Below are 12,995 nucleotides of genomic sequence, written 5' to 3' on the forward strand. Positions count from 1 at the left end.
ATCCTGGCAGCATGGACGCGATCACCCAGGTGCCGATACCGGCCAACGAGCCGGCCCATGACTACGCGCCGCGTTCCCCGGAACGCGCCCGGCTGCTCGACGAACTCGCCGCGCAGGCCGACCACCCGATCGACCTTCCGCACGTCATCGGCGGCAAACACCGGATGAGCGACGGCGAGCGGATCGACGTCGTCCAGCCGCACCGGCACGCCGCGAGGCTGGGCACGCTGACCAACGCCGTGCACGCCGACGCGGCGGCGGCCATCGAGGCCGCGACGGCCGCCAAGAACTCCTGGTCCGCAATGCCTTTCGACGAGCGCGCCGCGGTGTTCCTGCGTGCGGCCGACCTGCTGGCCGGGCCGTGGCGGGAGAGGATCGCGGCCGCCACGATGCTCGGTCAATCCAAATCCGCCTACCAGGCCGAGATCGACGCGCCGTGCGAGCTCATCGACTTCTGGCGGTTCAACGTCGCATTCGCCCGCCAGATCCTGGCGCAGCAGCCGATCAGCGGACCCGGCGAGTGGAACCGCAGCGACTACCGCCCGCTGGACGGCTTCGTCTACGCGATCACGCCGTTCAACTTCACCTCGATCGCCGGGAACCTGCCGACCGCGCCGGCGCTGATGGGCAACACCGTGGTGTGGAAGCCGTCGATCACCCAGACGCGGTCGGCCTATCTGCTCATGCAGCTGCTCGAGGCGGCGGGGCTGCCGCCCGGCGTCCTCAACCTGGTCACCGGCGACGGCTTCGCGGTTTCCGATGTGGCACTGGCCGATCCGCGGCTGGCCGGCATTCACTTCACCGGGTCGACGGCTACCTTCCAGCAGCTCTGGCAGCGGGTGGGCGCCAATATCGGCCGCTACCACAGCTATCCGCGGCTGGTCGGCGAGACCGGCGGCAAGGACTTCGTCGTCGCGCACGCCTCGGCGCGGCCGGATGTGTTGTGCACGGCGCTGATTCGCGGGGCGTTCGACTACCAGGGCCAGAAGTGCTCGGCGGCGTCGCGGGCGTTTATCCCGCATTCGCTGTGGCGGCGCATGGGCGACGACTTCCTGGGCGCGACCGCCGCGCTGCGCTACGGCGACGTCACCGACCTGACCAACTTCGGCGGTGCGCTGATCGACCGGCATGCCTTCGTCAAGAACGTCAACGCCATCGAGCGGGCGAAGGGCGCGCCCGGCGTCACCATCGCGGTGGGAGGCGAATACGACGACAGGATCGGGTATTTCGTGCGACCGACCGTGTTGCTGTCCGACGACCCGGCCGACGAATCGTTTGCGACCGAGTACTTCGGCCCGCTGCTGTCGGTGCACGTCTACCCCGACGACCAGTACGGACGAATCCTCGACGTCATCGACACCGGATCCCGTTACGCGCTGACCGGCGCGGTCATCGCCGACGACCGCGCCGCCGTGCTGACCGCGCAGGACCGGCTGCGGTTCGCCGCCGGGAATTTCTACGTCAACGACAAGCCGACCGGCGCGGTGGTCGGGCGCCAGCCGTTCGGCGGCTCGCGCGGCTCGGGCACCAACGACAAGGCCGGATCGGTGCTGAACCTGTTGCGCTGGACGTCGGCCCGCACCATCAAGGAGACGTTCGTCCCGGCCACCGACCACACCTACCCGCACATGGCGGCGAAGTGATGGCCGGGGCGTTCGCCAACACCCTTCGGCCGGCGATCATGGCCGCCGGCCGGCGGGAGGGATTGCGCCGGACCGCCGAACGGCTGCCGGTCACCCGCAAGGTCGTGCACCGGTTCGTGCCGGGGGAGACGATCGCGTCCGCGATGGATGTCGTTGCCGCCCTGCGTGAGTCGGGACGTTACGTCAGCGTCGACTATCTGGGCGAGGGCGTCTCCGACGTCGACGACGCCGACGCGGCGGTGCGCGTCTACCTGGATCTCATCGAAAAACTGCGCCGCCCCGACGATTTCGCGGCCATCCGACCGCTGGAGGTCTCGGTCAAGTTGTCCGCGCTCGGGCAGTCGCTGCAGCGCGACGGAGACAAGATCGCCCGGGAGAACGCCTGGTCGATCTGTGACGCCGCGCAGCGCGCCGGCCTCTGGGTCACCGTGGACGCCGAGGACCACACCACCACGGAGTCGACGCTGTCCATCGTCCGCGACCTGCGGGCCGACTTCCCTTGGCTGGGCACGGTTTTGCAGGCCTACCTGCGGCGCACCCTCGGCGACTGCCAGGAATTCGCCGTGTCCGGGGCCCGGATCCGACTCTGCAAGGGCGCCTACGACGAGCCGGCGTCGGTGGCCTACCGAGACCGCGCCGAGGCCACCGAGTCGTATCTGGCCTGCCTCCGGGTGCTGATGGCCGGGTCGGGCTATCCGATGGTGGCCTCCCACGACCCGGCGATCATCGCCGCGGTCCCCGGCATGGCCCGCGAATCGGGCCGCGGCGTTGCGGATTTCGAATACCAGATGCTGTACGGCATCCGCGACGGCGAACAGCGACGGCTGGCAGGCTCCGGCAACCAGGTCCGGGTGTATGTGCCGTTCGGCACCCAGTGGTATGGATACTTCATGCGGCGGCTCGCCGAGCGGCCGGCCAACCTGACGTTCTTCCTGCGGGCGCTGGCGCGGCGACGGTAGGGCCGGCTGGTCGACCCGTCGAGTGTGCGTTCAGGGATTCGCGCGTGAGCCCTGGGCGGAAAATCCGCCGGATCGACGCCCTAGCGTCACACCGAAAGCCCACGCTTCACACTCAACGCAAGGGGCGCTATGCGAACGCACGGGGCACTAAGCGTCATGCGTCGATGATGGTCATTCCCACGCCGCTGGGGCTGTTCGAAATGTAGACCGGGTCCAGCGAGAAGAGGTAATTCCCGGTATTGAACGGGTCACTCGAGGACACGACATAGGGTGCGTCGGCGCCGGTGACGGTTTCCGAGTACAGCTCCTGACCGCCGCTGGTGTAGACCGTCAAAGTCGTTCCGGTCGGAACCGTATTGCCGGCCGAAACACCCGATATCAGGTTCGACGGGATGGCTCCGGTCAAGCCACCGGAATCGATGAACGCGCCGTTAGCGGTTTGCAGAGAACCGCCATCGATCTGTATCTCCAGGTTGGTCATCGGCGATCCGGTAAGGGTGGTAACGGGGGTCAGCGGGTTGGAGCCGAACTCCAGCAGACCCTGGGGTTCGTTGATGAGCACACCCTCGTCGAGGGTGCCCGGCAACGCCGAGGTCACCGGGGTGGAGATCGGATACCCGTCATTGGGCCCGACGCCCAAAATGGCTGGCACCGAAGAGAGCTGGACAGGGTTTGTCACGCCATTGATCGTCTGGGTCGCTGAGGTGGCGACGTCGACGCTGGTCGGCGTCGTGACGATGCCATTCCCAAGGTTCACCGTCGTTTGGTACGTCTCGTAGTGGATCGTTTCATAGTTGACGCTGTCGCCGTAAGTGACGGCGCCCGACCCGGTGGGGTTGCCGAGGCTGGCTATGTTGACGTCTTGGCGTGGGAGCAGAAGACCGGTGGATCCGGTGTCAACTATCGCGCCCACGCTCGGTCCGCCGCCGACGGAGATGTTTACTATCGCGTTGCCGTATTGATCCACAGAGATGATGGTCTCGTTGGCCGCCAGAGGCGTGCTCACGCCGGTGGCCCCGACGACGCCCGACAGCAAGCCGGCGGCTCCTCCCGCCCCGCCAACACCGCCGGGCCCGCTGGCCCCGCCCGCGCCGCCGTTGCCCAACAACCATCCGCCGGCGCCGCCGGCGCCCCCGGCCGCTCCGCCGTAGGTGCTGTTGCCGCCGCTGCCACCGTTGCCGTACAACCATCCGCCGGCGCCACCCGGCGTCCCCACCCCTTGAGAATTGGTGTATCCGTTGGCGCCGTTGCCGATCAGCGGGCGCCCGGTCAGCTCCCGGACGGGCCCGCTGACCACGCCCGACAGCAGCTGCTGGATGTTGGTGGCCTCGGCGGCCGCATACGAATTCGCGTTCGTGGCCAGGGTGCCCGTGAACCAACCATGAAAGGCCGCGACCTGCCCGGCAAGCGCCTGATACTGCTGCCCGTACCCCGCGAATACCGCAGCCACGGCCGTCGAGACCTCGTCGGCGCCGGCGGCCACAAGCTGGGTGGTCGGAGTGGCAACCGCCGCGTGGGCCGCATCCAGTGCCGAGCCTATGCTTTCCAAATTCGTTGCTGCCGAAGACAACAGCTCAGGGGCTGCAACCAGAAGTGACACGCCAGCCTCCGCGGTCGTCTCGGCCTCATCTAATGCCCCAGGTGCAGGGGCGTCCGTGAGGTCTTACCAGGTCACTGGCTGTTTGTCTAGAAAGTCTTACGTAGGAACATGCTCGGCGCGGCCGCGTGAGCGATCCCTCCGGTTATCCACGTGCCAATTGGCAGCGAGTCTTTGCGGCAGATCCACGCGCCTCCTTGCGGCAGATCCACGCGCTACCTTGCGGCAGATCCACGGGTAAGATGGCGGCAGATCCACACGCGACGGTGGACCAGACGGCGGGAGCGTGGATGCGAACCATACTTGGCCCGGCCTTGCCTAGACACGCCGAGGCCGCTGTGAACGCGGCACTGGAGGACACCCGGGTGGTGCTCGTCAACGGTGCCCGGCAAAGCGGCAAGAGCACTCTGGTTCGCCTCGTTGCAAAGGGCCGCGACGCCGAATGGCGTGATCTCGATACCGCCTTGACCCGCCAGGCTGCGCTTGAGGATCCGGACGGCTTCGTCGACCAGCCCGGCCCGATGGTCATCGACGAGGTCCAACGAGCACCCGATCTGCTGCTGTCGATCAAGGCGCAAGTGGATGCAGACCCCACACCCGGGCGCTTCCTGCTGACGGGATCGGCGCGCGTGCTCGGCTTGCGATCCCTGCCCGACACTCTCGTGGGCCGAATGGAGACTATTGAGCTCTGGCCCTTCTCCCAGGGCGAGATCGACAGCGCCCCTGACGGATTCGTCGACGCCGTGTTCACCCAGGGCGACCTGGAGGCACCCTCCGCTTACGGGGGACTGCGCCACAGCTCTACGGTTTCACGAGCGGAGTACGCCGACCGACTTGTTCGCGGAGGCTTTCCTGAGGCAGTTGCGCGAACCAACGAGCGCCGACGCCGCAACTTTTTCAATTCCTACGTCGGCGATCTCATCGCGCGCGACGTGCAGCAATTGTCGGAGATCGAGCGAACAACCGAGATGCGCGCGCTTGTCCAGATGCTGGCCGCTCGATCGGGGCAGCTGCTGTCCATCGCCACATTGAGCAACGAACTCGGACTCGGCGCCGCGACGGTGAAGAAGTATGTCGCACTGCTCGAAGAGGTCTTTCTCGTCAAGCGGATACCGGCGTGGTCCCGAAACATCAGCAGCAGAGCAACCACAACCCCCAAGCTCGCGTTCGTCGACTCCGGCATCGCGGCACACCAGATCGGCGCGGACGCCCGCAGCATCCTGCGGCCTACCGGTCAGTTCGGGCCGCTCCTCGAGGGATTCGTTCTGATGGAACTGGCACGCCAGCTGACCTGGTGCGAGGAAGAAGTTGCGCTCTTCCACTACCGAACCAGGGATCAAGTTGAGGTCGATGCCGTACTCGAAAATCGGCGGGGCGACGTCGTGGGCATCGAGGTCAAAGCAGCATCTACGGTCGGGCCCAACGACTTCCGCGGACTACGCCACCTCGCCCAGCGGATCGGCGACGATTTTCGTGCCGGCATCGTCATGCATACCGGACCGCAAACCCTGTCCTTTGGGCCAAAGATGCTCGCCGTACCGGTGAGTGCCCTGTGGCTGACAGCCACGGCCTGACGGTGTCAACCGGCTTTATGCCCGCCTGGGCCGCGGGCGATCGCCGGCGAAGCCACGCACCACGTGCGCGCGCACGAACTCGGCGACGACCTCGGGATCGTCCATGTCCAATGTCGACGACGGCGTGCTGAAGAGCGAAAACAGTATGCGCGCAAACCATTCGCCGGCGGCCCGCACGTCGAGGTCCTTGCGGACCTCACCGGTGAGCTTGGCGGCGGAGAGGTGGGGCGCGAAGAAGTCGACGCATTCGCGCAGCAGCACGCCGGCGTCCTTGGTCAGCAGCAGGCTGATCGCGTCTTCGTCGAAGTATTTCCCGGACGCGATGGCGCGCCGCGCCTGCGTCACGAATACCGCTGCGTGGCTGAGCTTTTCCTCCAAGGACCCGCCCCGGTCCATCGCTTGGGACATCTCGCGGTAGAACTGCTCGGACGCGTGCTCGGCGCAGGCCTCGAGAACGGCACCCTTGTCGCTGAAGTACTCGTAGACCGTGCTCCGGGATACGTTGGCGGTCCTAGCGATATCGACGATCGTCGTCTTCTGCAGCCCTTCTCGGCGGAAGCACGCGTACGCGGACTCGACGATCAGCTCGCGGGTATCGGTCGCCTGGGTCAACGCGGAAGCCTGGGTCATTCCGCACCCTCAGTCGACCGGCGCGAGAATCAGACCGCTGGTGGGCACGCCGGTCCCCGAGGTGACCAGCACGTGCTCGACGTTGTCGACCTGGTTGTAGGAGGTGCCGCGCACCTGGCGCACGCCCTCGGTGATGCCGTTCATGCCGTGGATGTAGGCCTCGCCGAGCAGCCCGCCGTTGGTGTTGATCGGCAGCTCGCCGCCGAGTGACAGCCGTTCGATGGTAGCGAAGTCCTTGGCCTCACCGCGCCCGCAGAAACCGAGCTCCTCGAGCTGGGTGAACACGAACGGCGTGAAATGGTCGTAGATGAAGGCGGTTTGGATGTCCTGCGGCTTGAGGCCCGAATCGCGCCACAGCCGTTCGGCGACCACCCCCATCTCGGGCAGCCCGGTGATGTCCTCGCGGTAGTAGCTGGTCATCATCTCGCCCTCGTAGGCCGCGCCCTGGGCGGCCGCGGTGATGATCGCCGGCGGCTGGCGCAGGTCGCGGGCGCGTTCGGCGCTGGTCACCACGAGCGCGACCCCGCCGTCGCTTTCCTGGCAGCAATCCAGCAGGCGCAGCACGGGTTCGACGATCCAGCGGGAACTCTGGTGGTTCGCCAGCGTGATGGGGCGCTGATAGAACCAGGCGTCGGGGTTGGTGGCCGCGTGCGCGCGGTCGACGACGGCGATGCGGCCGAAGTCCTCGTTGGTCACCCCGTACGTCGACATGTAGCGCTGGGCGTGCAGCGCGACCCACGCCGCGGGCGTGAGCAACCCGAAGGGCGCGTAATGCGCCATGAACAGCGGGGTTTCGGCGCTGGTGCGTCCGCTGCCGCCGAAGCGAAACCCGGACCGCTCGTTGAACGCGCGCCAGCACACCACCACGTCGGCCACGCCGGTCGCGACGGCCATCGCCGCGTGCACCACGGTGCCCGCCGCCGCCCCGCCGCCGTGGTGCACGCGGGAAAAGAAGTTCAGGTCGCCGATGCCCACGTTGCGGGCGACGTCGATCTCGTCGCTGGAGTCCATGGTGAACGTGACCATGCCGTCGACGTCGCCGGGCGCCAGGCCGGCGTCGTCGAGCGCGGCACTGACTGCCTCACAGGCCAATTGCAGCTCGCTGCGCCCGGATTCCTTGGAGAACTCGGTCTGGCCGATGCCCGCGATGGCGCAGCTGCCGGGCAGCGAGCTTCTCATGCCCGGTCCCCGTCGAGCAGGCTGAGCACCGCGGTGCCCGAGACGTGATCGCCGAGGCTGTTGGTGCCCTTGAAGGTGACCTCGACGAAGTTCTCGCCCCCTGAACCCTCGGTTTTGCCGGTCACGCTGCCGGTGAAGCGCAGCGGGTCGTCGGGAAAGCACGACACGCCAAGGCGAATCGACAGGTTCTTGACCATCGCCTCGGGGCCGGCCCAGTCGGTGAGGAAACGCACGCAATACCCGTTGGTGGTCAGGATGTTCATGAACAGGTTGGGCGAGCCCTGCTTGTTGGCGTAGTCGCGGTCGTGGTGCACCGGCATGAAGTCGCGCGTGGCGATCGCGCCGGCGACGATCATCGTTGTGGTGATCGGGATCTCGAGTGGGCTCGCCTCGTCGCCGACGTTGATGTCGGCCCACTGCAGCGTCGTGGTGCGGCTCTTGACGGTCGTCATCGGCTTCCTTCTGTCGGCCGGAACTGGTGCAGCACAAGGTCTCCCTCGGCGCCGTCGAAGGTCTGGTAATAAACCTCGACCGGCATCCCGACCGTGACGTCGGCCGGCTCGATGCCGCACAGGTTCGAAACCAGCCGCACCCCCTCGTCGAGCTCCACCAACACGACGATGTAGGGATAGTCGAAGAAGGGGAACCGGGGTTCCAGCGGCATCACGTAGCTGTAGACCGTGCCGCGGCCCGACGACTCGATCGCCTCCCACATCAGGGAACGGCACTTCGGACACATCGGCCGGGGCGGATGGCGCAGCGCGCCGCATCCGCCGCAGCGCTGGATCAGAAGCTTGTGCTCGCGCAACCCGTTCCAGAAGAACTCGGTGTCCGGACTGATCGCCGGCGCCAGTCGGGTCGCCATCAGCGCTCCGGCCTGAATCGCAGCACCCGGAATCGCTGTCGCCCCAGCACTTCACCGTTCTGGTCGGTGTAGGTCGTCACCCAGGTCAGGAAGTAGCCGGTGCCCAGCGCCGTCTTCTTCTCGTCGGAGACGTCTTCATACACCGCCATCCCGCTGATGACGTCGCCGAGGCGAGGATAGCGTTCGATCTCGAACTCCGAGTTGACCGCCACCGTGCTGGTGAACCCGGCCTCGTCGAGGAATGCCGTTGGGTTGGCTTCGATTTCGATCGGGGCGCCGCCTCGGTCTCCGATCCCTTCCAGTTTGGGCGACGGCATGACCCAGGTCTGCAGCATGACCGGCGGTGACACGATGCCGCCGAACCGGGACGACGCCGCGAACTCCGGATCGAGGTAGACGGGGTTCATGTCGTCGAGCGCGTGCGCCCAGTGCCGGATCATCGGCTGATTGACCGGATCCGGTGCCACCGAAGGCTTTCCGGTGCCGCCCGTGGGCTGCCCGACGAGCGCCCGCAGCTTGGCGTGGAATTCGGTCTCTTGATCGGTCACCAACGTGGTCTCCTAGTGTTTCGCGGGCGTCCCGAAGCGTACCGGCATGCGCTTCACCCCGGGCACCATGGTGGCCCGCATCCGGTCCACCTCGCCCGCCAGCTCGAGCGTCGGAAAGCGGCGCAGCAGCTCGTCGAACATAACGCAGGCTTCCAGGCGCGCCAATTGCGCACCCACGCAGGAGTGTTCCCCGCACCCGAACGCGATGTGCGGGTTGGGGTGGCGGGTCACCCTGAATTCTTCTGCGTCGCAACCGAAGATGTCCTCGTCCCGGTTGGCCGAGCCGTAGAGCATCACCACCGTGTCGCCTTCGGCGATCCGCTGCCCGCGGATCTCGACGTCGGTCGTCGCGGTGCGCGCCATGTGAACCACTGGGCTGTTCCAGCGCAACATCTCCTCGACGGCGCCCGGGATCAGCGACCGATCCTCGACCAGCAGCCGGCATTGGCCGGGATGCGCGATCAGCGCCAGCGTGCCCAGCGCGATCAGGTTGCGGGTGGTTTCGTTGCCGGCGACCAACAGCAGGAACGCGAAGTTCAGCAGGTCCTCGTCGGTGAGCCGGTGGCCGTCGATCTCGGCGCCGGCCAGGACCGACAGCAGGTCGTCGCGCGCGTTGACGCGCTTGGCCGCGATCAGCTTCTGGAAGTACTCGAAAAGCTGCCCCATGGCGATCAGCGGGTCGAGTTCGATTTCCGGGTCGGCGATTCCGGTGGCCGCGTCCGACCACGCCCGGAACTGCTCCCAGTCGTCGGGCGGGGCGCCGATCAGCTCGGCGATCATCCGGGTGGGCAGCGGAGCGGCGATCTCTTCGGCGAATTCGTGGACGGAATCGGGTTGCACGCCATCGAGGATTCCCCGCACGATCTCACGGATCCTCGGTTCCAGCACGGCCATTCGCCGCCGGGTGAAGCCCGCGTTGATCAGCTTGCGCAGCTGCCGGTGCCGCGGCGGGTCGGTGAAGATGAGGCTGTTCTCGACGACCGGATTGTCCAGCGCCGGGTCCGGGATGGTGATGCCCTTGGTCGATGAGAACAGGGCCGGGTTGCTCGACACGAACCGGATGTCCTCGTACTTCAGCAGCGCCCAGAAGTTGGTGACGTCGTTCCAGCACACCGGCGACGTGGCGCGCAGCTCCCGGTACGCCGGGTACGGATCGCCCGCGTAGAAGTCGGGGGAGTGCAGTGGAAAAGTGGTCTGCACGGTAAGCCTCCCGGGAGATCCGACAGATTGGCCCAATCTGTCTAGCGAGAATGTGTCTACTCCGCCGCGGCCATTGCTGTCAATACGGCGTCGGCACAGTGGAATAGCGAGGATTTCGCGTCATTGGTGATTGACGCCGGAGATCCATGGGTGAACACTGAGTCCCTAGATGACCGACCTTCGGTGAGGAATCAGATGGCCGAGCTAGCACCTCCGGGACCTCTTGTCGACACCTACCAGCTCTACATCGACGGCAGATGGGTCGAACCGGAGGGCGGCCGCTACGACGACGTCGACCCCGCCACCGAACAGACCATCGCCGCCGCGCCCGACGCGAGCGTCGCCCAGGTGGGCGAGGCGATCGCGGCCGCGCGCCGGGCCTTCGACGACGGGCCGTGGACTTCGTTGAGCCTCGAAGAGCGAGCGGCTTGCCTCAATCAGCTCGGCGACGCCCTGGGCAGGCACGCCGACGAGTTCTTCGCGCTGTCGCAGGCGGAGTGGGGCTGTGTGGCCAACGAGCGCGTGATGCAAATCGACGGCGCCGGATACATGTCCATGCGCGCGGCCCAGCTCGCCACGCAGTTGACCGACGAGCCGGTCACCGGGGTCGGTGCCGGAACGACGTTGCTGCGTCGCGAGCCGCTCGGCGTCGTGTCGATCCTGACGCCGTGGAACTTCCCGCACTGCCTCAACGTCATGAAGGTGAACAACGCTCTGGCGGCGGGCAATACCGTCGTGCTCAAGCCCTCGCCGCTGACGCCGCTCGCCGGGCTCGCGCTGGCCCGCGTCATCGACGAGGAGACCGACATCCCGCCCGGCGTGGTCAATGTCGTCACGCCGTCGGGCATCGAGGGCGCCCGGCTGCTCACCACCGATTCGCGCATCGACATGATCAGCTTCACCGGCAGCTCGGCCGTCGGCTGCGAGGTCATGCGGGCCGCCGGCGACGCCATGAAGCGCCTCCTGCTGGAGTGCGGCGGCAAGTCGGCGAGCATCGTCCTCGACGACGCGCAGGTGACCGACGAGATGCTGCGGAAGATGCTGTTCGATTGCTGCTCGCTGCACGCCGGGCAGGCCTGCATCCTGCACAGCCGGCTGCTGCTTCCCGATTCGTTGCACGACGAGGTCGTCGACCGGCTCGTCGCGTTGGCCGGCGAGGTCAAGGTCGGCGACCCCAGGGATCCCGCGGCGCAGATGGGGCCGCTGATCAGTGCGGCACAGCTGCGGCGCGTCCAGGCGCACGTCGACGGGGCGGTCAACGACGGGGCGAAGCTGGCGACCGGCGGCGGCCGCCCGGCCGGCCTGGATGTCGGCTTCTACTTCGAACCGACGATTCTCACTGAGGTGCAATCGGATTCGGCGATCGCGCAGGAGGAGGTGTTCGGGCCCGTGCTGTCGGTGCTGCGCTACCGCGACGACGACGATGCCGTCGCGATCGCGAACAACTCGCGCTACGGGCTGTCCGGCGCGGTGTGGGGCTCCGACGTGGACCGGGCCGTCGGCGTTGCCCGTCGCATCCGCACCGGCCAGGTCGCGGTCAACGGCATCGGCCCCGGTGACGCCCCGTTCGGTGGCTTCAAGCTGAGTGGGTTCGGCCGTGAGAGCGGCGGAATCGGCGGGCTGCACCAGTACATGGAGGTGAAGGCCATCGGGGTCCCGGCGTGACGGGAGCTTTCGCGGCATAGGCCTCGGAGCTCGTGTAATCGCCTGGTGAACAACATGTTTGCCAGTGCGATGAGCGCGTAGACGCTGCGGGTATCAAGGATCGCGGCAACGGCGCCGGGTCGACGGCGCGGCGGTGCGGCCCCTGGGAACGCTGTCAGCGAGGGCATGTCTGGTCGTCGTGGCGCGTTCTGCTGGCGAGTGAGGCGGGTCCGTTCTCGGCTGGCGAGCTGCACGTACCCGTGAAGAACTTGGGCCCGTGGCGTTTTCGGGCGGCTTTGGGTGATCGCTTCAGAAACGTGTGGCTCCGCAACCATCGTGGGGTCAAGGAGCTACTGGTAAGCGTACTTCCCATGCTTTGTAGCAAACTATGCCTGCCGCTAAAATAGTTAAATATGACATTACCTACTGGTAGCGTACAGGGCCGCATTCACTCCCCCACTTACGATAGCTATTGCCGCAGCGATACGATTGTCCGCCAGGGTATATAGAGCGCTCTGGTATTTGCTGAGAGATACTCCTTCACCACTGACATTGACGCGGTCAGACGGTGCTCGTTGCCGCGGCGCGGCGCTCTGTCGCGGCAGGCAGCACACGATGGCATCGCGAGGCGCCTCAGTCCCCGGCCCAACTGATCTACGACAACCCGGTGTCGGCCAGCGACGAAAAACCCTCCCGCACTCACTGAGGCCACTGCTGCCCTGAGTTGGCCGACCCCTTCGGTGATCTTCCCCGCCGTGGTCGCCGGGGTCATCCGCTGTACGGCGCACCCAAGGTAGGTGGTAGGTGGTGTGCCCGGCCTTGTCTGGGGTGGGCGCCGGTGGACCGCCGGGCGTGATCGGTATTGGCTTGTGCCACACGCCCACCGGCGCTGGACGGTCTTGGTGTCCGCTGCTGCTCCATGATCATCTCCGACTTCGACCTACAGTGAACTCCTCGTGTCGTAGCGGTGCGGACAAGCCGGATGACTGTTTTCACCGCCCGCTCGCGTCAACACGCTGAAGCACTGCCCGGGTGAAATCCACCGGCACGTTGAGGAGGAGTTACCTCTGGTTGGGAGCGGATCGAGACGCTCACAGCAAGGCTTTGTCGACGCGCGGCAACGACGCTCCGTCACGCCATCTCAATGCCGCCAATA

11 protein-coding genes are annotated in these 12,995 nt (G+C 66.7%); 4 read left to right on the forward strand and 7 right to left on the reverse strand.

What is annotated here, in order from left to right:
• The first annotated feature begins 11 nt into the window (after positions 1-11).
• Positions 12-1,643, forward strand: a complete 1,632-nt coding sequence (gene pruA / locus G6N25_RS15930) for an L-glutamate gamma-semialdehyde dehydrogenase (protein WP_083073369.1) — start codon at positions 12-14, stop codon at positions 1,641-1,643.
• A complete protein-coding gene (locus G6N25_RS15935; protein WP_083073370.1) occupies positions 1,643-2,602 on the forward strand; it encodes a proline dehydrogenase family protein in 960 nt (319 codons plus the stop codon). Before pruA ends, G6N25_RS15935 begins: the two co-directional genes overlap by 1 nt.
• A 154-nt stretch (positions 2,603-2,756) precedes the next feature.
• Here G6N25_RS15935 and G6N25_RS24225 read toward each other — a convergent pair whose 3' ends face one another.
• Entirely contained in the window at positions 2,757-4,202 is a 1,446-nt protein-coding gene (locus tag G6N25_RS24225; RefSeq protein ID WP_083073371.1) for a PecA family PE domain-processing aspartic protease, read from the reverse strand.
• Positions 4,203-4,537: 335 nt separating this feature from the next.
• Between G6N25_RS24225 and G6N25_RS15945 the strand changes: the two genes are divergently transcribed.
• Entirely contained in the window at positions 4,538-5,773 is a 1,236-nt protein-coding gene (locus G6N25_RS15945; protein WP_232065815.1) for an ATP-binding protein, read from the forward strand.
• A 15-nt stretch (positions 5,774-5,788) separates the two neighbouring features.
• Here the strand turns inward: G6N25_RS15945 and G6N25_RS15950 are convergent, their stop codons facing one another.
• From G6N25_RS15950 to G6N25_RS15975, 6 genes are read right to left on the reverse strand one after another with little or no spacing between them, the layout of a single operon-like run.
• The gene (locus G6N25_RS15950; protein WP_083073372.1) at positions 5,789-6,403 is read right to left on the reverse strand and encodes a TetR/AcrR family transcriptional regulator; all 615 of its coding nucleotides are present in this window, start codon (positions 6,401-6,403) and stop codon (positions 5,789-5,791) included.
• 9 nt (positions 6,404-6,412) lie between these two features.
• Complete coding sequence (locus G6N25_RS15955; protein ID WP_083073373.1) at positions 6,413-7,582, reverse strand: lipid-transfer protein; 1,170 nt, start codon at positions 7,580-7,582, stop codon at positions 6,413-6,415.
• Entirely contained in the window at positions 7,579-8,034 is a 456-nt protein-coding gene (locus tag G6N25_RS15960; RefSeq protein WP_083073374.1) for a MaoC family dehydratase, read from the reverse strand. Before G6N25_RS15960 ends, G6N25_RS15955 begins: the two co-directional genes overlap by 4 nt.
• On the reverse strand, positions 8,031-8,447 hold the full coding sequence (locus G6N25_RS15965) for a Zn-ribbon domain-containing OB-fold protein (RefSeq protein WP_083073375.1): 417 nt from the start codon (positions 8,445-8,447) through the stop codon (positions 8,031-8,033). Before G6N25_RS15965 ends, G6N25_RS15960 begins: the two co-directional genes overlap by 4 nt.
• Positions 8,447-8,995: an FAS1-like dehydratase domain-containing protein gene (locus G6N25_RS15970; protein WP_083073376.1), complete on the reverse strand. Its 549-nt coding sequence runs from the start codon at positions 8,993-8,995 to the stop codon at positions 8,447-8,449. Before G6N25_RS15970 ends, G6N25_RS15965 begins: the two co-directional genes overlap by 1 nt.
• A 12-nt stretch (positions 8,996-9,007) precedes the next feature.
• Positions 9,008-10,177, reverse strand: coding sequence for a cytochrome P450 (locus G6N25_RS15975; RefSeq protein ID WP_179961728.1), 1,170 nt, complete (start codon positions 10,175-10,177; stop codon positions 9,008-9,010).
• A 213-nt stretch (positions 10,178-10,390) separates the two neighbouring features.
• Between G6N25_RS15975 and G6N25_RS15980 the strand changes: the two genes are divergently transcribed.
• Positions 10,391-11,860 carry an aldehyde dehydrogenase family protein gene (locus G6N25_RS15980; RefSeq protein WP_083073378.1) on the forward strand — a complete coding sequence of 490 codons (1,470 nt, stop codon included), beginning with the start codon at positions 10,391-10,393 and terminating at the stop codon, positions 11,858-11,860.
• Positions 11,861-12,995: the final 1,135 nt, after the last annotated feature.

It is taken from the genome of Mycobacterium heidelbergense (genome assembly GCF_010730745.1).
Taxonomy (GTDB): Bacteria; Actinomycetota; Actinomycetes; order Mycobacteriales; family Mycobacteriaceae; genus Mycobacterium; species Mycobacterium heidelbergense.

What these genes read in the sequence shown, in the direction of transcription:
- pruA (WP_083073369.1), top strand. Translation starts at nt 12, where the DNA reads ATGGACGCGATCACCCAGGTGCCGATACCGGCCAACGAGCCGGCCCAT.
- G6N25_RS15935 (WP_083073370.1), top strand. Translation starts at nt 1,643, where the DNA reads ATGGCCGGGGCGTTCGCCAACACCCTTCGGCCGGCGATCATGGCCGCC.
- G6N25_RS15950 (WP_083073372.1), bottom strand. Translation starts at nt 6,403, where the DNA reads ATGACCCAGGCTTCCGCGTTGACCCAGGCGACCGATACCCGCGAGCTG.
- G6N25_RS15955 (WP_083073373.1), bottom strand. Translation starts at nt 7,582, where the DNA reads ATGAGAAGCTCGCTGCCCGGCAGCTGCGCCATCGCGGGCATCGGCCAG.
- G6N25_RS15960 (WP_083073374.1), bottom strand. Translation starts at nt 8,034, where the DNA reads ATGACGACCGTCAAGAGCCGCACCACGACGCTGCAGTGGGCCGACATC.
- G6N25_RS15965 (WP_083073375.1), bottom strand. Translation starts at nt 8,447, where the DNA reads ATGGCGACCCGACTGGCGCCGGCGATCAGTCCGGACACCGAGTTCTTC.
- G6N25_RS15980 (WP_083073378.1), top strand. Translation starts at nt 10,391, where the DNA reads ATGGCCGAGCTAGCACCTCCGGGACCTCTTGTCGACACCTACCAGCTC.